Below are 18,039 nucleotides of genomic sequence, written 5' to 3' on the forward strand. Positions count from 1 at the left end.
GCTGCGGCGCGACGCGACCGGTCGCCCCTCCGATCCGACGAAACGGATATTCATGCCGGAGTCCCAGGGCCGCCGCGGTGGAGCGCGGCGGCCCTGGGATTTCTCAACCTTCCATCTGCTCCAGTTCGCGGCCCTTGGTCTCATTGACCATGGCCCGGACGAAGAAGAACGAAACGGCGGCGAAGAAGGCATAGCCGGTATAAGTTACCGCGAGGCCGGGGCTCACGGCCAGTGCCGGGAAGCTTACCGAAACCGCCGCATTGGCGATCCACTGCGCGAAGCCCGCAACCGCAAGGCCGGAACCACGGATCTGGTTGGGGAACATCTCGCCAAGCATGACCCACATGATCGGGCCCCAGCTCATATTGAAGAAGATCACGTAGAGGTTGGCGGCGACGAGCGCGATCACCCCGTTGTGGCCGGGGAGCGAAACCGCGCCGTCGGCGCCGGTCACGGCGGTGGAGAAAGCGTAGGCGACGGTCGCGAGCGTGGCCGCCATGCCCGCCGAGCCGATCAGCAACAGCGGCTTGCGGCCGATGCGGTCGACCATGGCAATGGTTGCAAGGCAGGCGCCGATCGAGAGCACGCCCGAGAGGATATTGGTCTGGAGCGCGTAGTCTTCCGAGAAGCCCACCGCTTCCCACAAGGTGGCGCCGTAGTAGAACACCACGTTGATGCCGACGAGCTGCTGGAACACGGCCAGGCCGATACCAGCCCACACGATCGGGCGAACCCGGCCGCTGGCACGGTCGATCAGGTCGGAAAGCTTGGGCTTGTGATGGTCCGCAGCAAGGCTGGCCCGGATTTCAGAGACCTTGCGGTCTGCCTCGGCAGTGCCGAACAGGCGGGTAAGCACGGCGTGAGCGCGCTGTTCGTGACCCTTGACGACGAGGTAGCGCGGGCTTTCCGGGATGATCAGCAGGGCGAAGAAGTAGATCGCGGCCGGGATGGACTGCAACCAGAACATCCAACGCCAGGCCGGCAGGTCAAGCCAAAGCGACTCGGTGGAGCCACCGGCAAACCGGGCCAGCACGAAATTGGCGACGAAGGCGCCGGTAAGGCCGGTGATGATCATGACCTGCTGCACGCTGGACAGGCGGCCACGGATCGCCGCAGGCGTCACTTCCGAGATGTAGACCGGCGAAATCACGCTGGCCGCACCGACGCCGAGGCCGCCGATGATGCGCGCGATGATGAAGATCACCGAGGAACCGGCCGCGCCTGCCATGAGCGCGCTGAAGAAGAAGAGCACCGCCGCCAGCATCATCACGCCGCGCCGGCCGATGATGTCGGCCATGCGGCCCGCCGCGAACGCACCGATTGACGAGCCGACCAGGATCGCCCCGACATTGAAGCCGATGCCCAGCTTGCCAAGGTCGAAGGCGGCTTCGAGCCCCTTTTGGGTGCCGTTGATAACGCCGGAATCGTAGCCGAACATGAACCCGCCGATCGTGGCAACGGCCACGATGGCGATAATGAACGCCATGTTGATCCGGGCTTCGCCCCCGGTCTGCGCCGCAGTCATTCCTCTATTCCCCTTGATCGATATCATTCGATATTCTGTGTGTCTGGATGCGACCCCAGGTCGTGAACCTAGCTGTTGGCCAGATGAACCGGCAATCCGGAAACCCCGGCATCGAACATAAACAGATTGCCGGCAAGCGGCTGTGCCTCCAGTTCGGAAGCGGACAAGCCCTTGCGTGCGGTGGTGGCGAAGGCAGTGCAGAGGTCGGGGCCACCGAAGGCGATCTTGGTGACGTTTGCCACCGGGAATCTGACCGTAGCCATCAACTTGCCCGCCGGATCATAGCGCCTGACGGCCCAGCCGCCGAAAAGGCCGGTCCAGAGGCAGCCTTCGGCATCGATCACGCAGCCATCCGGCCATCCGGCGCCGTCCTCTATAGTGACGAACAGTTCCGGTTTCCCAAGCGCGCCGTCCTCGTCCACCGCAACGCGCCAGATGGTCTTGCCCAGCGTATCGGTATGCCAGAGCGTCCGCCCGTCGGTGCTGATCGCCGGGCCATTGGTGATGACCACCTCCGGCAGTCCCGCATGCGCGCAGTGCCCCTTGTCGAGCCGGTAGAGCGCGCCAGACGCCTCGGTCTCGCTGTCGTCCATGGAGCCCAGCCAGATGCGCCCGGAAGGGTCCGTGGCAGCGTCGTTCAGCCGGTTGCCCGGACGGGTCGGCTCGGGATTGTGCAGCAGCGCGAAGTCGCCGGTTTCCGGGCTGAAACGGTGCAGGCCGGTCTTGACCCCGACGATCATGTCGCCGCGTGCGGTCGGCAGTGCCCAGCCGATCTGGTCGGGCGCGTGCCACATGTCGAGCATGCCGCTGGCCGGGTCGTGGCGGTAGAGGCGATGCTCCTTGATGTCCACGAACCACAGGCGATCGCCTGTCCAGACCGGACCTTCGCCCAGCGTGGCGCCGACGTTGAGAATGGATTCAGGCGTCATGTCACCTCCAACCTGCATCGACGAAGTAGTCGTGCCCGGTGCACATGGCGCCGTCGTCTGAGGCGAGGAAGAGGCAGAGGGCGGCGACGTCGGCGGGCTGGATGCGGGCCTTGAGGCACTGCGCGGCCATGATCTCGGCCTCGCCCTCGGGGGTGTACCACTGCTTCTGGCGCGGGGTGTCGACATTGCCCGGCACGATCGTGTTGACGCGGATGTTGTCGGCGCCAAGGTCGCGCGCCATGGCCCGGGTCATGCCTTCCACCGCCGCCTTGGCGGTCTGGTAGAGCACGAGATCGGGCAGGCCGAGGTGCCAGCTGATCGAACCGAAGTTCAGGATCACGCCCCCGCCCTGCGCCTTCATGCCCGGCACCACCGCCTGCGCCGCGAAGAACTGGTGGCGCAGGTTCGTCGCCATGCGCTCGTCCCAGTAGGCCGGCGTCACTTCGTCGATGCCGTGCCGGTCATCGCTCGCGGCATTGTTGAGCAGCACGTCGACACCGCCGATCGCCTCGGCCAGCTCGGCCAGGACCGCGGCCGTCGCATCGAGATCGCGCAGATCGCAGGCCCGGAAATGCGTGCCCGGCAGCGCCGCCGACAGCGCCTCTCCGGCAGGGGCATTGATGTCGAGGAAGCCGACATGGGCGCCCTGCCCGGCAAACGCCTCGACAAGGCCCGCACCGATGCCGGTGCCGCCGCCGGTGATGAGCACCCGCTTGCCCTTGAGGCTGGGATAGATGGCCGAATGGTTCGTCATGGATGTGATCTTCATGCCTTGAGCAGTCCGCGCGACAGCAGGTTGGCGTAAAACGCCCCGATTCCGGTGCTCCACGGCGCCGCATCGCGCGAGGTGACGACGCGGTTGGTGAGCTGGCCCAGCCGGTCGCTCTCGATCGTCACCACGTCGCCCACCTTGTGCGTGAAGCCGCGGCCTTCCTCGTCGCGGTCCTGCACCGGCGCGAACAGCGTGCCCAGGAACAGCACGAAGCCGTCGGGATACTGGTGCTCGCTCAGCGTCTGGCGCACGAGGTCGAGCGGATCGCGGCTGATCTCGGCCATGTTGCTCTTGCCGCTCAGCACGAAGCCGTCCTCGCCGGTGATCGAGAGCCGCACTTCGGCATCGCGCACATGGTCGATGGTGAAGCTCTCGTCGAACAGGCGCACCAGCGGGCCGAGCGAGCAGGAGGCGTTGTTGTCCTTGGCCTTGCCCAGCAGCAGCGCCGAGCGCCCCTCGAAATCGCGCAGGTTCACGTCGTTGCCGAGCGTCGCGCCCACGGCCTTGCCGTCGCTGCCCACCAGCAGGGCGATCTCGGGCTCGGGGTTGTTCCAGCTCGAATCCGAGCGCACGCCGATCTCGGCGCCCACGCCCATGGTGGAAAGCACCGGCGACTTGGTGAACACTTCCGCGTCCGGTCCGATGGCGACTTCGAGATACTGCGACCACAGCCCGTCCTCGATCAGCGCGGCCTTGAGCTGGGCGGCGCTGTCGGAACCGGGCACCACCGCGCGGATCTGCCCGCCGATACGTGCTTCCAGCCGCTCGCGAATGGCGGCCGCCGCGCTCCAGTCACCCCGCGCGCGTTCCTCGATCACCCGCTCGATCGCGGAAGTGGCGAAAGTCACGCCGCAGGCCTTGACGCACTGGAGATCGACCGGGCTGAGCAGGTTCACCGCCGCCGCATCGAAGGCGCCCAGCCGCACCCCGCCCGCGCCCGAGAAATCGCCCGCCTCGACCAGCGCCGAAACCGTGGGCACCACGCCCGACATGTCGATCAGTTCGCCGCGCAGCACCAGGATCGGGCTAGGCCCCTCCCCAAAGTCCGCGCGGCCCACGAACGTTCCCTGCGCCCAGTCAGACGGCATCAGCGGCATGATATCACGGGATTCGACATATCCCTCCCTACTCCCGATTACTTTATTTGATAGCGCTAACAAATGGAAAACGGGTTCCTTGTCAAGTGCCATTGCGAAGTGTTGCCACGGGCAGGCGAACAGGAAAGCCGGGCTTCACATCGCGAACATAATCGTGCAGCGAAGGCCGTGCCGGTTCCCGGCGGGAAAGAACGTGTCGTTACAGGCAGAACGCACGGCAGGAGAGAATGGCATGACGCGGCACCTCACATGGCTTCTGACCGGGCTTGCCGGCGTCATTGCCCTGGCCGTCGTCGCGCTGTCCCGCGGCGAAACCGTGAATGCGCTGTGGATCGTGGTGGCCGCCGTATGCTGCTTCCTCGTCGCCTATCGCTACTATTCCCTGTTCATTGCCCGCCACGTCATGAAACTTGACCCTGCCCGGCCAACGCCCGCGATCCGCCGGGCCGACGGGCTTGACTATGTGGCAACCGACCGAACCGTGCTGTTCGGCCATCACTTCGCGGCCATCGCCGGCGCCGGGCCGCTGGTGGGCCCGGTACTGGCGGCGCAGATGGGCTATCTTCCCGGAACGCTCTGGATCATCGGCGGCGTCGTGCTGGCAGGGGCGGTTCAGGACTTCATGGTCCTGTTCATATCGATGCGACGCGACGGACGCTCGCTCGGCGAACTGATCCGCATGGAAATGGGCCAGTGGGCGGGGAGCATCGCCCTGTTCGGCGCTTTCATGATCATGGTCATCATCCTGGCCGTGCTCGCGCTCATCGTCGTCAAGGCGCTGGCGGAAAGCCCCTGGGGCATGTTCACGGTCGCGGCAACGGTACCCCTCGCCATACTGATGGGCGCCTATACCCGGTGGATTCGCCCCGGGCGGATCGGTGAAGTCTCGGTCCTCGGCCTGCTGGGTCTGCTGGCTGCGATCGTCTACGGGCAGGCGGTGGCCCAGTCTCCGGTGTGGGGACCGCTGTTCACGTTCACGCCGGTACAGCTTTGCTGGATACTGATAAGCTACGGCGCGGTGGCATCGGTGCTGCCGGTATGGTTGCTCCTCGCGCCGCGAGACTATCTTTCGACCTTCCTCAAGATCGGCGCCATCGCTGCGCTTGCAATCGGCATCGTCATCATGGCGCCGCCGCTCAGGATGCCCGCCCTCACCGCTTTCGCGGCCGGTGGCGGCCCGGTCTTCTCGGGCGGGCTGTTTCCCTTCCTGTTCATCACCATCGCCTGCGGGGCCGTGTCCGGGTTCCACGCGCTGATCGCCAGCGGTACCACGCCCAAGCTTATCGCCAGCGAGGCGGACGCCCCGCTGATCGGCTACGGCGCGATGCTGATGGAAGCCTTCGTGGCGATCATGGCGCTCGTCGGGGCCTCGATCCTCGATCCGGGCATCTACTTCACCATGAACAGCCCCGCCGCGCTGATCGGAACGGACGCGGCAAGCGCCGCCCATGCCGTGACCGCGATGGGCTTCCCCATCTCGCCCGACACCATCTCACGGACTGCCAGCGAGGTCGGCGAACACACCATCATATCCCGCGCAGGCGGTGCGCCGACGCTTGCCGTGGCAATGGCCGAAATCTTCTCGCACGTCGTGGGGGGCCCCGCGATGAAAGCCTTCTGGTATCACTTTGCGATCCTGTTCGAGGCGCTGTTCATCCTCACCGCCGTGGACGCCGGAACGCGCGCGGGGCGCTTCATGCTGCAGGACCTGATGGCGCTTGCCATACCCGGCCTCAACGACCGCAAAAGCCACGTTCCCGGCCTCGTCGCCACCGGCCTGTGCGTGGCGGCCTGGGGATTTTTCCTCTACCAGGGGGTGACGGACCCGCTGGGCGGCGTGAACACGCTCTGGCCGGTCTTCGGCATCTCGAACCAGATGCTCGCGGCGATCGCGCTCATGCTGGCGACGGCTGTGCTGTTCCGCATGAAACGTGACCGGTTTGCCTGGGTCACGCTGCTGCCGATGGCATGGTTGCTGGTCTGCACGCTTTCGGCCGGATGGCTCAAGCTGTTCTCGTCCGATCCCGCCGTGGGTTTCCTGGCCCATGCCTCCAAATTCTCCGAAGCGCTGGAAAACGGCACCGTGCTGGCTCCTGCGAAGACCGTGGAGCAGATGCAGCGCATCGTCTTCAACGACCGGGTGGACGCCGCTCTGGTCGCGGTGTTCCTCGCGGTCGTGATGTCGCTGATGGTCTTCACCTTGCGCACCTGCATCGCCGCGCGCCGGAGCGCAGTGCCGACAGTGAGCGAGATCCCGTCGGAGCCCGTAGCAGCATGAAAGCGCTGGCAGACACCCTGCGCCGCACCGCGCGACTCATGGTAGGCGTGCCGGATTACGAGGATTATTGCCGCCATATGCAGGCGCATCACCCCGAGCTTCCGGTCATGGACCACACGACGTTCTTCCGAAACCGGCAGGAAGCCCGTTACGGCGGAAAGAACGGCGGACGCTGCTGCTGAAGGCAGCGGCGACTGTTTCAAAACGAAAACTCGCCTGCCGCCGGAGCGGCCCCCGAGTCGTGCCCGCACGCCTGCTGTTGCCAACAAGTGACAGGGGATGGGAAACGATTGCGATGCCGACAGGAAACCTTCGAGGAATATTGCGATCAATTCGCAGTATCACTAGTGGCGCGATCGCGACGTATTCTCGAAAGGCATAACCAATGTTCCGAACGACGGCCCGCAGCCGGCTTCTCGTGGGAGTGGCCACTGGCATGATGGCGATCTCCAGTCTCCCCTCGCTGGCCCATGCCGCGGATGCCGACGATACGATCGTGGTAAAGGGCGACCGCTCTTCGACGGTCGCCTCTTCCGGGACCAAGAGCGATACGCCCATCGCCGAGACGCCCCAGTCGATCTCGGTGATCGATGCCGCGACGATCGCCGAACTCGGCATCCAGAACCTCAACCAGAGCCTTCGTTACGTGGCAGGCGTGACCCCGGAAACACGCGGGTCTTCGGCCGAGGTCTATGACCAGTTCAAGCTGCGCGGCTTCGATGCGCCGACCTACCTCGATGGCCTCAAGCTGTTCGGCAGCGCCAGCGGCTATGCGGTCCCGCAGGTGGACATGTCCCGTCTCGACCGCATCGAAGTGGTCAAGGGCCCGGCATCCGCGCTCTACGGCTCCTCAAGCCCGGGCGGTTTCGTGGCCGAGCAGAGCAAGCTGCCGATCGATCGTGACTTCTACGGCGCGGTTTCCGGCACTTACGGCAATTACAACAGCTATCGCCTCGACGGCGATGTCGGCGGCAAGGCCGGCGAAGACGTGCTCTGGCGCGTCTACGGTAGCGTCAACGGCGCCGACGCCCAGCAGCGCTACGGCAAGCGCCGCCGCCAGACGGTTTCCGGCGCGGTGACGCTCGGCGCGAACAGCGCGACCAGCCTCACGCTGCTGGCAGCCTATTCGCACGATCCGTTCAATGGCAACTACAGCGTGTTCCCTGCCGTGGGCACCTTGTTCGATGGCCCCGAAGGCCAGATCTCGACCAAGTTCTACGGCGGCGAGCCGGGCGACTTCTTCAAGCGCGAGCAGGCCGCAGGAACCTATATCCTGCGCCATGACTTCGGTGGAGACTGGGCATTCCGCTCCTCTGGCCGCTACCAGTACGTCAAGAGCAGCCTGGGCATCGTCTACACATCCGGCACCCCGGTGGCGGCTGGCAGCACGGTTTACAACCGCGCGTCCTATGCGACCAAGGAACACCTCAACAGCTGGACGATAGACAACCAGCTGACCGGCCATTTCGAAACAGGTCCGCTCAAGCACAGCGTGCTCTTGGGGGTCGACCGTCAGGTCGCACATTCGAACGAGCTCTTTGCCTTCGGTTCGGCAACTCCGATCGACGTGTACAACCCCGTCTACGGCACGATGGACACGCCGCAGACCGCCTATGACGTGCCGGGCGGCGATGTCGGCTATACCGCGACGCGACAGCGCCAGCAGGGCATCTATGCGCAGGATCGCATCTCGCTCGGCGATCTCGACGTCACGCTGAGCGGCCGCCAGGACTGGGCGCGCCTCGAACAAGGCGGCTCCGTCCAGCACAACAAAAAGTTCACCTGGCGCGCTGCCGCTCTCTACAAAACGGAATTCGGCGTTGCGCCTTACGTAACCTACTCGACCTCGTTCGAGCCGCAATCCGCGGTGCTGGAAACGGGCGGACTTGCCAAGCCCTCGCTCGGCAAGCAGATCGAGGCTGGCGCCAAGTACCAGGTTCCCGGCACCGCCATCCTACTGACCGGCGCCTGGTTCCAGATCAACCAGACCAACGTGGTGGTCTACAACCCGCTGACGTACGCCGCCTTCCAGTCCGGCGAAGTGCGTTCGCGCGGCGTCGAGGTGGAGGCCAGCGGTTCGCTGCCCTATGACTTCGACTTCCGCGTCGCCTTCAGCACGCAGAGCGTCAAGACGCTCAAGGACGTGGACGCCGACAAGATCGGCAAGGGTCTCGCCACGGTCGGCAAGGGCGGCATTTCGGCCAACCTCGCCTGGGCTCCCAAGTCCGGCTCGCTCGAAGGCTTCTCGATCGGCGGCGCGGTGCGGCATGTCGATCACGTCTATGCCGGCAGCGACGATGACAACGTCTCGATCTACACCCCCGCCTATACGGTGTTCGACGGCCTGATCCGCTACAATCTGGCCAAGGTCAGCCCCAGGCTCGCCGGTCTGACGCTGGGCCTCAACGCCACCAACATCTTCGACAAGAAGTACCTGACGAGCTGCTTCTCCGACTATAGCTGGTGCTGGTACGGCAACCGTCGCACGGTCCAGGGCACGATCGCCTATACCTGGTAAGCTTCGCGAAGCCCCGATCCGGGTACCGGGTCGGGGCTGACGGGCCAAATGAGCCCGCATCGATGCGTTCGGGGAACAATAACGAGAGATTGCAGTTAATTATCCGTGGGGTTGTTGCAGGCAGCAGTTATGGAGCAGCCAGCCATGACCAATGTGGACCGCACTTCGGGCAATGCCCGCAGACTCGATGTCATGTTTATCCTTGGCGCTACGGCGGCCTTGTGGTCGATCCTTATCGGCATCATTCTGCTGATCATATGATGCCGCAGACAGGCAGAACCGCCGCGCCGCACAGACTGGGCCGATCGGAAACGCGATATTTTTTCGAGCCTCGTCAATATCGAGTCGAAAATATCCGGACCCGCGTCTATCCTCGCTTCCGTGGGTAGCAGGAAACTTGGTCGGACGATCCCGCTGGCGGCGGGGATCGGCATTCTTTACTTTGCCATGGCCGCGGCGGCCTTGCATCTTACCAAAGGCGTGGACGGGATCGCCACAGTGTGGCCGTCCAGCGGGGTCGGCGTTGCAGGGCTTTTGCTGGCCGCACCGGGCGAGAGACGCTGGATCGTGCTTGCGATCGCCATGGCCAGCTTTGCGGCCAATTTCACGCCTCAGGGAAATTCCGTGCTCGCCGCCGGCTTCACTTTCGCCAACGTGATCGAAGCGATCATCGCGTTCAAGATCATGAACGGGATCGAGAAACAGGACGGCTCGCTGTTCCGCATCGCCGCCGTTATGCGTTTTTGCTGCGCCGCCCTCATTGCGGCCACCGTCAGCGCGACGATAGCCAGTCTGCTCATCGGCGACGGTTTCGGCCACATGTTCATTTCCTGGCTGATGACCGTCAGCCTCGGCATCATGATCGTGGTGCCGCTCATCATGAATTTCATGCGGGGGGACGGCCAGCCGCGATCCGGCATGAGCATTCGCGATGCCACGCGCACGGCCACGGTGCTCCTGCTCGTCGGCGTCACTTCTGCGGTGGTCTTTGCGCAGTCCACTTATCCGCTGCTGTTCCTGCCGCTGCTGAGTGTCCTCATGGCGACATACTTCATCGGTCCGACCGGAGCGACCTGCAGCACGCTGATGATCGCGGCGATCGGTTCGGTGGCTATCTGGCAGGAACATGGCCCGATCAGCCTGATGCACGCCAGCCATCCGGCTGAAGTGCTGTTCTTTCAGTTCTACCTGTTCACGCTGCTCGCTTCCGCCCTGCCGCTGGCCGCGCTCGTCAATACGCGGGACCGCAGCTTCAGCGAGGTGGAACGCGGCAAGCGCTGGCTGGAAATGTCCGAAAGCATCGCCAAAGTGGGGCATTGGCGACTGGAACTGCTGGAACGCCGGCTGTTCTGGTCAAGCGAGGTCTATCGCATTCACGGCCTCCCTCCGGAGCGTCCGCCTTCGCTCGACAATGCGATAGAGTTCTATCACCCCGAAGACCGCGTGCTCGTCGATAACGCGCTCACGCGCTCACTGGACACTCTGCAGCCGGTCGATTTCGAGGCGCGCATCGTCCGTGCCGATGGCGCCATCCGCTACGTCTACAGTTGCAGCGAAGTGGAACTGCGGGATGACGGCAAGCCCGTCGCCATCTTCGGTATCTTCCAGGACGTGACCAATCGCGTGCTTGCGGCGATGGAGCTGACCCATGCCCGTACCCGCGCCGAAGCCATGGCCGATCAGGCCATGCAGCTTGCCGAAACCGATCCGCTCACGGGCATTGCCAACCGGCGAAAGGCGATGATCGTACTGGACGCCGCAGTGGATCAGGCCGCAGCGCACGGCACGCCGCTCGCCGTCGCCTCGCTGGACATAGATCGCTTCAAGCAGATCAACGACCGTCTCGGCCATGCCGTTGGCGATCAGGTGCTTCGCCGTGTGGCGCAGACGTGCGCCGTTACCTTGCGCGGGTCGGATTTCGTCGGCCGGGTCGGGGGAGAGGAATTCGTCGTCATCCTTCCCGCGACAAGCACGGAAATGGCATTCGCCGTGGCCGAACGCGTCCGCCGGAGTGTGGAGCAGCTGGACTGGGCGCCGCTCGATCTCCAGCGGGTAACGGTGAGTATCGGCCTTACGAACCATGTCGCGGGCATGGACCGCGAGGGCCTGCTCGCGGAAGCCGACAGGGCGCTTTATCAGGCCAAGAACGAAGGCCGCAACCGCCTCAGGCAAGTGGGCTAACGCGCCGCCAGCACCGCGATCATGCGCTCGGTCAGTCCGGCCACGGGCCCCTGATCCTCGCGCGCATAAAGCGAGACTACCATCGGCGCGACGCCGCCGAACCTTTCATCCTGCCGCAGCCGGCTGCCGCGCGTTACCGCAAGCGGCAGCAGCGACACTCCCAGCCCGGCGGAAACGGCGGCAAGCACGCTTTGCAGGCTGCTGCCGGAAAAGGCGACATACCAGCGGCGGCCCTCCGCCTCGAGCTGCTCGAACATCGCCTCCCGGTAGAGGCCGCCCGCCGGGAAAGCCACGAGGGGTAAAGGGCCGGCATCTTCGCCCGCATCATCGATGGCGCGGAACCAGCCCAGCGGCTCCGGGAAGCTGCCACGGCAATCCGCCGATGCCCGGGCCTCCTTGACGATGACGACATCGAACTCACCCTGACGGTAGCGCGCGGCAAGATCGCGGCTAAGACCGGTGGTGACATCGATCCGCGTGCGACTGCTGTGTCCCGCGAAACTGGAGAAGGCTTCGGTCATCGCAGGCGAAGCCAGATCTTCCGGCAGCCCGATCGAGATCGCGGCCGTTCCTGCCGGATCGCGCAGCAGGGTCTGCGCTTCCCCGTCGAGCTGGAGAATGCGGCGGGCATGGCCGATCAGCCTTTCTCCCATCACGGTCAGGCGCACTGGCCGGGAATGCCTGTCGATCAGGGGATGGCCGGCCGCATCCTCCAGGCGTCCAAGTTGCTGGCTGATCGTGGACTGCGTCATCCCCAGCCGTTCGGCCGCCTGCGTGAAGTGCCCGGCATCGGCAATGGCGACAAAACTGCGAAGAAGGCGTGGGTCGAGCAAGCGTCATTCCTGAAATGGATGATATTCATTCCAACATCTAATTTGTGAATATCACTCCCCGTTCGTAGATTGCAATGCATCACAAAGGAGTTGTTCGATGAAGTGTCTTGCCCCGCTGCTCGCTGCGCTGATGGCCACCACCTCCCCGGCGATAGCAGCGGTCAGCCAGGGGGACGTCATCATCCGGCACGTCACCGTGATCGATGTCGAGCACGCCGCTGCGGAGAAGGAGCAGGCAGTCGTCCTGCGCGGGCAAGAAATCGTTGCCGTGGGCAAGGACAGGGAAATCGCACGCCAGTGGCAGGCGCAGAACGTGGTGGAGGGGAAAGACCGCTTCCTCATCCCCGGGCTCTGGGACATGCACGTCCACTTCGGCGGAGGGCCCGAACTGGTCGAGGAGAACAAGGCTCTCCTGCCCCTCTATGTCGCCAACGGGATCACCACGATACGCGACTGTTCGGGCGATCTGCCCGATCAGGTCCTGGCCTGGCGCGGTGAAATCGCGAGCGGCGACCTGTTCGGTCCGCGCCTGCTGACTTCCGGCGCCAAGATCGAAGGCATCGCTCCGATCTGGAAAGGCACCATCGAAGTCGGCAGCAAGGCCGATGTCGACGCCGCGCTTACCCGGTTGCAACAGCGCGACAAGGTCGATTTCGTCAAGATCACGGACAGCACGCTCGATCCGCAGCTGTTCCTTTACGCCGTCTCGCAGGCAAAGGCGCGAGGGCTGCGTTCCTCGGGGCACATACCCATAGCGCTGACGGTCGGCCAGGCGGTGGATGCGGGCATCAGTTCGATCGAGCATCTCGACTATGCATACAAGGCCGGCGTCAAGGACGAAGCCCGCATCGCTGCGGATTTCGCCGCGGGCCGGATTGACCGTGCCGAAGCGAACCGCATGCTGGACAGCGGGTTCGATACCGCCACCGCCATGGCCGCCTATCGCGACTTCGCCGCAAAGGGCGTGTTCGTCACGCCCACCCTCAACGGAAGCCGCGTGATCGCCTGGCTCGACAGCGACGATCACGCAGACGATCCCTACCTCGCCTACATCGGCCCGAAGCTGCGCAAGACCTACGAATGGCGCGTCCAGCGCGCGGCGCAGGCCGATGCTGCGGGTATCGCCGCGCGGCACGAGCATTTCAACCGCATGGCCGCCATTCTCCCGCTGCTGGAAAAGGCAGGTGTGACGATCATTGCCGGAACGGATGCCGGATTTCTCAACTCCTTCAATTATCCCGGACAGGGCCTGCATGATGAACTCGGGCTGTTCGTGACCGAAGGCCTGACCCCGGCTCAGGCGCTTTCGGCGGCGACGCGGGCCGGCCCCGCCTGGTTCGGCCAGCTCGATCGCTACGGCGCCGTAAAGCCGAGAATGGCCGCCGACCTCGTCCTGCTCGATCGCGATCCGCTCAAGGACATTGCCGCGACGCGCGCGATCCATGCCGTGGTGATGAATGGCAAAGTCTATGACCGGGCCGCTCTTGACGGCATGCTGGTGCAGACGAAAACCAAGGTTGCAGCATGGAACGCGCAGGCCGCGCAATGATGGACCGCCTTTTCACCAATGCCCTGCTGCCTGACGGCAGCGCCGCTGACCTTGCGGTTTCGGGCGGACGGTTCATCGAGATCGGCCCTCGCCCGCCGGGCGAACATGCCGCCGAAACCATCGACCTTGAAGGGCGCCTTGTGGTGCCGGGCTTCGTCGATGGCCATATCCACCTCGACAAGAGCTTCTTCGGTGAGACATGGCAGCCCCACCGCCCAGCCGCCAGCCTGCGGGAGCGGCTCGCGGTGGAGAAGGCCATGCTTGCCGATGTCCGGCCGGTGACGGTGCGGGCCGATGTGCTGATCGGCCAGGCCGCCAGCCTCGGCACCGTGGCGATGCGCAGCCATGTGGACGTGGATGCCACCACCGGCCTATCTCATCTCCACGCGGTGATGGCCGCGCGGGAGAAATGGCGCGGCCGCATGGATATCGAACTGGTGGCCTTTCCGCAGGCGGGCATCCTCACCTGCCCCGGCACCGCCGAAGTGCTCGACGCCGCGATCCGGGAGGGGGCCGAAGTGATCGGCGGGATCGACCCGCTCGGCATGGACGGCGATTCCGAAGGGCATCTAGGCGTGGTCTTCGGCATCGCCGAGCGGCGCGGAGCCAGGATCGACATCCATCTCCACGAAGCGGGTGAAGGCGGCATCCGGCAGATCCTGCGCATCGCCGAACGGACGCGAGCATTGGGCATGGCCGGCCGGGTCGTGATCAGCCACGCCTATGCGCTGGGCGATGTTCCGGACGAAGTGGTCGACAGTACCGCCCGCGCCCTTGCCGATGCCGGCGTTGCGATCATGACCAATGCGCCGGGAGACCGGGCGTTTCCGCCGATCCTGCGCCTGCGCGCGGCAGGGGTGCGCGTTTTTGCCGGAAACGACAATATTCGCGATGCCTGGTGGCCTTACGGAAATGGCGACATGCTGCAGCGGGCGATGCTGATCGGCTACCGTTCGGGCTTCCACACGGACGCACATCTGGAAATCGCGCTGGCCATGGCCACGACGGAAGCCGCCGCCGCTATCGGCCGCGAGGGCCATGGGCTGCTTCCCGGCGCGCGGGCCGATTTCGTCGCGATCCGGGCGCCCAATGCCGCGGCCGCCGTGGCCGCTCCGCCAACGGAACGCCTCGTGGTCCGCAACGGCATCTCCTTAGACCCTGCCGCCGCGATCTGACCCCGCACGCCAGAAGGCCCGCCCGGTCTTTCGACCGGACGGGCCTTCCTGATGACTGCGACCCCAGGGACAGGAGGAGTCGCCGTCCCTCCTGAATCAGAAGTTGGCGGTGAAGCCGACGAAGATCGTGCGGCCCAGCGCGTCGTAGACACCCGGATAGGTATTGCCGTTGCCGAAGCTCTGGAGCAGGCCTGCGGCGAGAACCGGCGGATCCTTGTCGAACAGGTTGTTCACGCCCGCACGCAGGGTGAACTGCTTGTCGATCACCTGGGTCAGCGACAGATCGAAGTAATTATAGGCATCGATCTTGCGGTTCACCACGCTGGGCGTGCCGGTCAGGAACGGATTGTCCGACAGGCTCGACAGCTTCGTGCCGCCGATATAGCGCCAGGACAGCGAGGCCGTGAAATCGCCCGGAGCCATCCAGGTCATGCGCGCAACGTGGCGCCATTCCGGATTGGGCTGGCCGCAGGTGTAGCCGAACATGCCCTTGCAGTCGTAAGTGCCCGCGCCCGGAAGCGGCTCTGCGATCTGGTTGATCAGGTAGGTGCCGACCATGCTCAGGTTCATGCGTCCGGCATTGCCGACGTTGAACGTGTAATCGGCGTTCACGTCGATGCCGGAGGTCTTGAGCGAGCCGGTATTGAGCGTGGTCGAGACGATGTAGCCGCTGTTCTGTCCGAAGATCACGCCCGAGGTCGGGTTACGGCGGAAGAGGCTGCAGTAGTAGGGATCGCCGGTCTGGATGCACTGGCTGATGATCAGCGAAGGTGCGATCTGGCCGATGTAGTCCTTCACCTTGATCGTGTAATAGTCGACCGAGAGCGAGAAATTGCGCAGCGCCTTGGGCGTCAGCACGAAGCCGGCCGTCCAGGTGTCCGCCGTTTCCGGCTTGAGGTCGCGGTTGCCGCCGCCCAGAGACGAGCACTGGTCGGCCGGGCATTCGGCGATGAAGCCGTATTGCGAAGGCGTTACGCCGCTGAGTTGGCAGGCTTCCAACGTAGCCGAAGGCGTATCACCGGCGCAAGGATCTGTACCGCTGACATTCCCGACGGACTGCGAAGCGAACAGTTCGGTGATGTTCGGTGCGCGGATCGCGCGGTTGTAGCTGCCGCGCAGGCGAACGTCGTCAACCGGCTGCCAGCTCAGTTCGCCCTTGTAGGTGACGACGTTGAAGCTGGACTTGAAGCCCGTCGAATTCTGCTTGTTGTCATAGGCCGAGTAGCGGATGCCGCCATTGATCGTCAGCGAGCGGAAGAACGGCTTGTCCTCGATCAGCGGGACTTCGATTTCGCCGTAGGCTTCCTTCACGTTGATGATGCCGTCGGAATTGGTCGCACCGCCCTGCTGCGCCATTTCGTCGGCGTAGAAGTTCAGCGTCTCGCGGCGCTGTTCGGCACCCAGAGCGATACCGACGCCGCGATTGGCCCAGGGCACGGTGATACCCTGCTCGCCAAGATCGCCGCTCAGCGTGGCGGAGAATACCCGCTGCGAATTGCGCGAAGACGTGTTGCTGGTCGAGAACAGCGTCTCGGCCTGATCGGCAGTGACGCCATAGGCCTGGAACACGTTGATCGGGACGCAGTTCGGGTTGGTGCCGGTGATGACCGACCGGCAGGTGGGAACGCCGTTGACGTTCACGACGTTCAGCGCGTCTGCCGCCTTGTTCTGGTCAACATCGTTGAGATAGCTCTCACGATACTTCACCAGCGAATAGAGGTAGCTGACATCGTAGCTGAAACCGCCGCCGATATCGCCGCGAACACCCGCGCTGTAACGATAATCGTTGTACGTCAGGTCGTCCCGGCGGGGTGAGGTGGTCATGCGATAGGCCACGAATGCCGGAGCCGTCGTGTTGGTTCCGGCAGCGCTGCCGCAGATCACCTGAAGCTGGCTGTCGCTCGCCAGCGGGTTGTTGCAGGAAATGTCGAACGTGCGACCGGCCCAGATGCCCGAGGGCGCAACCTGCGAGAACGTATGGTCCCGCATGTACATGAAGCTGCCGTAGACCTCGACCGCCTTGCTCACTTCGAAGTGCGCGAAGCCGCCCGCCGTGATGCGTTCGTCAGAGCGCTGGAAGTAGTTGTCCGGCGCGTAGTTGTAGGCGTAGGCGCTGCCGTCTCCGTAAGGCAGGAAGGTCTGCGAACCGTCCGGATTATTGACCTGCGCCTTGTTGAGATAGGGATTGCCCTGGGCCTGCGGCGTGATCGTGCCATAAGGCGTATTGCTGGAGCCGCCGCAATAGAGCCCGGTGCCGGCCTGATCGATCTGTTCGAGCGCGCAGGACGAAATGTCGCGGCTGGACTGGCGGACCGGGCTGAAGCTGCGATAGCCGCCGTAGACGGTAATGTTGCCCCGACCGTCGGCAAAGTTCTTGCCGGCCGAGATCGTGATGTCCTGCTTGCCGCCGTCGATCACCGACTTCGGCGCGAGATCGTAGCTACGACCGCTAACGATGTCGCGAACCGCACCGTTGTTGTTGGTGTGCTGCGCGAAGCCGGCCTGCGCGTCGATGCGCACGCCGTCGAGGTCCTTCTTGAGCACGAAGTTGACGACGCCGGAAAGTGCGTCCGAACCGTAGACCGCCGAGGCGCCGCCCGACAGCACGTCGACCCGATCGACCAGGCTGCTCGGCACGAAGTTGAGATTGACGGCCTGCTGCGGCAGCATGCGCTGGCCGTCGATCAGGACGAGCACGCGCTGCGAACCGAGGTTGCGCAAGTTGATCTTCGACGTACCGTCGGAGCCGTTCGAGACGTTCTCGTTAGCGTCGGCGGTGAACTGCGGCAGGCGGTTCAGCACCTGCTCGACGGTCGTGGCGCCCTGGTAACGGAACTCGTCGGAACCGACGACGGTCTGCGGGCTGTTGCTTTCGAGGTCCGGACGCTTGATGCGCGTGCCGGTCACGACGATGTCAGCGGCGGCGCCTTCGCCGGCCGGTGCTTCCTGTGCGTGCGCGGTGCCGGCGACGATCGCGGCCAGCGCGGCAGCGCAATAAAATTTCGTTTGACGACCCCTCATGGGTTTGACTCCCTTTTGAATGACGCCATTTTTGCGTCACATTTCCGGGGATGTCAAATACCGTATACTAAATATTATATCTCACCTGAGATCGTGTCCTATCGGCCACGGTCGCCCCAACAGGCTCGGATCGCCGATACGGGTGGTCAACACGCCGCATG

General features: G+C 64.5%; 12 protein-coding genes. 6 read left to right on the forward strand and 6 right to left on the reverse strand.

Annotated elements, in window-relative coordinates:
- Positions 1-103 precede the first annotated feature (103 nt).
- The 4 genes from ACXJ16_RS20785 to ACXJ16_RS20800 all read right to left on the reverse strand — a co-directional run bounded on the left by ACXJ16_RS20785 (position 104) and on the right by ACXJ16_RS20800 (position 4,323).
- Entirely contained in the window at positions 104-1,525 is a 1,422-nt protein-coding gene (locus ACXJ16_RS20785; protein ID WP_054439100.1) for a sugar porter family MFS transporter, read from the reverse strand.
- A gap of 68 nt (positions 1,526-1,593) precedes the next feature.
- Positions 1,594-2,454 (reverse strand): SMP-30/gluconolactonase/LRE family protein, encoded by an 861-nt coding sequence (locus ACXJ16_RS20790; protein ID WP_463923231.1) that lies wholly within the window; start codon positions 2,452-2,454, stop codon positions 1,594-1,596.
- 1 nt (position 2,455) lies between these two features.
- Entirely contained in the window at positions 2,456-3,208 is a 753-nt protein-coding gene (gene xylB, locus ACXJ16_RS20795) for a D-xylose 1-dehydrogenase (RefSeq protein WP_132469579.1), read from the reverse strand.
- 11 nt (positions 3,209-3,219) lie between these two features.
- Complete coding sequence (locus ACXJ16_RS20800) at positions 3,220-4,323, reverse strand: fumarylacetoacetate hydrolase family protein (RefSeq protein WP_463923232.1); 1,104 nt, start codon at positions 4,321-4,323, stop codon at positions 3,220-3,222.
- 232 nt (positions 4,324-4,555) lie between these two features.
- Here ACXJ16_RS20800 and ACXJ16_RS20805 point away from each other — a divergent pair, with 232 nt between their 5' ends.
- From ACXJ16_RS20805 to ACXJ16_RS20820, 4 genes are all read left to right on the forward strand, one after another.
- Positions 4,556-6,601 carry a carbon starvation CstA family protein gene (locus ACXJ16_RS20805; RefSeq protein WP_463923233.1) on the forward strand — a complete coding sequence of 682 codons (2,046 nt, stop codon included), beginning with the start codon at positions 4,556-4,558 and terminating at the stop codon, positions 6,599-6,601.
- Positions 6,598-6,783 (forward strand): YbdD/YjiX family protein, encoded by a 186-nt coding sequence (locus ACXJ16_RS20810; RefSeq protein ID WP_054436014.1) that lies wholly within the window; start codon positions 6,598-6,600, stop codon positions 6,781-6,783. Before ACXJ16_RS20805 ends, ACXJ16_RS20810 begins: the two co-directional genes overlap by 4 nt.
- Positions 6,784-6,986: 203 nt before the next feature.
- On the forward strand, positions 6,987-9,119 hold the full coding sequence (locus ACXJ16_RS20815) for a TonB-dependent siderophore receptor (protein WP_463923234.1): 2,133 nt from the start codon (positions 6,987-6,989) through the stop codon (positions 9,117-9,119).
- Between the two features lie 381 nt (positions 9,120-9,500).
- Positions 9,501-11,300 carry a sensor domain-containing diguanylate cyclase gene (locus ACXJ16_RS20820; RefSeq protein ID WP_132469238.1) on the forward strand — a complete coding sequence of 600 codons (1,800 nt, stop codon included), beginning with the start codon at positions 9,501-9,503 and terminating at the stop codon, positions 11,298-11,300.
- On the opposite strand, the gene ACXJ16_RS20825 is transcribed toward ACXJ16_RS20820, so the two are convergent.
- Complete coding sequence (locus tag ACXJ16_RS20825) at positions 11,297-12,133, reverse strand: LysR family transcriptional regulator (RefSeq protein WP_454798284.1); 837 nt, start codon at positions 12,131-12,133, stop codon at positions 11,297-11,299. The genes ACXJ16_RS20820 and ACXJ16_RS20825 overlap by 4 nt on opposite strands.
- A 97-nt stretch (positions 12,134-12,230) precedes the next feature.
- Here ACXJ16_RS20825 and ACXJ16_RS20830 point away from each other — a divergent pair, with 97 nt between their 5' ends.
- Both ACXJ16_RS20830 and ACXJ16_RS20835 read left to right on the forward strand, forming a co-directional pair.
- The gene (locus ACXJ16_RS20830) at positions 12,231-13,682 is read left to right on the forward strand and encodes an amidohydrolase family protein (protein WP_463923235.1); all 1,452 of its coding nucleotides are present in this window, start codon (positions 12,231-12,233) and stop codon (positions 13,680-13,682) included.
- Entirely contained in the window at positions 13,679-14,857 is a 1,179-nt protein-coding gene (locus ACXJ16_RS20835; RefSeq protein ID WP_463923236.1) for an amidohydrolase family protein, read from the forward strand. The genes ACXJ16_RS20830 and ACXJ16_RS20835 overlap by 4 nt, the downstream gene beginning before the upstream one ends.
- A gap of 96 nt (positions 14,858-14,953) precedes the next feature.
- Here ACXJ16_RS20835 and ACXJ16_RS20840 read toward each other — a convergent pair whose 3' ends face one another.
- A complete protein-coding gene (locus tag ACXJ16_RS20840; RefSeq protein WP_463923237.1) occupies positions 14,954-17,878 on the reverse strand; it encodes a TonB-dependent receptor domain-containing protein in 2,925 nt (974 codons plus the stop codon).
- Positions 17,879-18,039: the final 161 nt, after the last annotated feature.

The sequence above is a fragment of the Novosphingobium sp. TK71 genome (assembly GCF_055361505.1).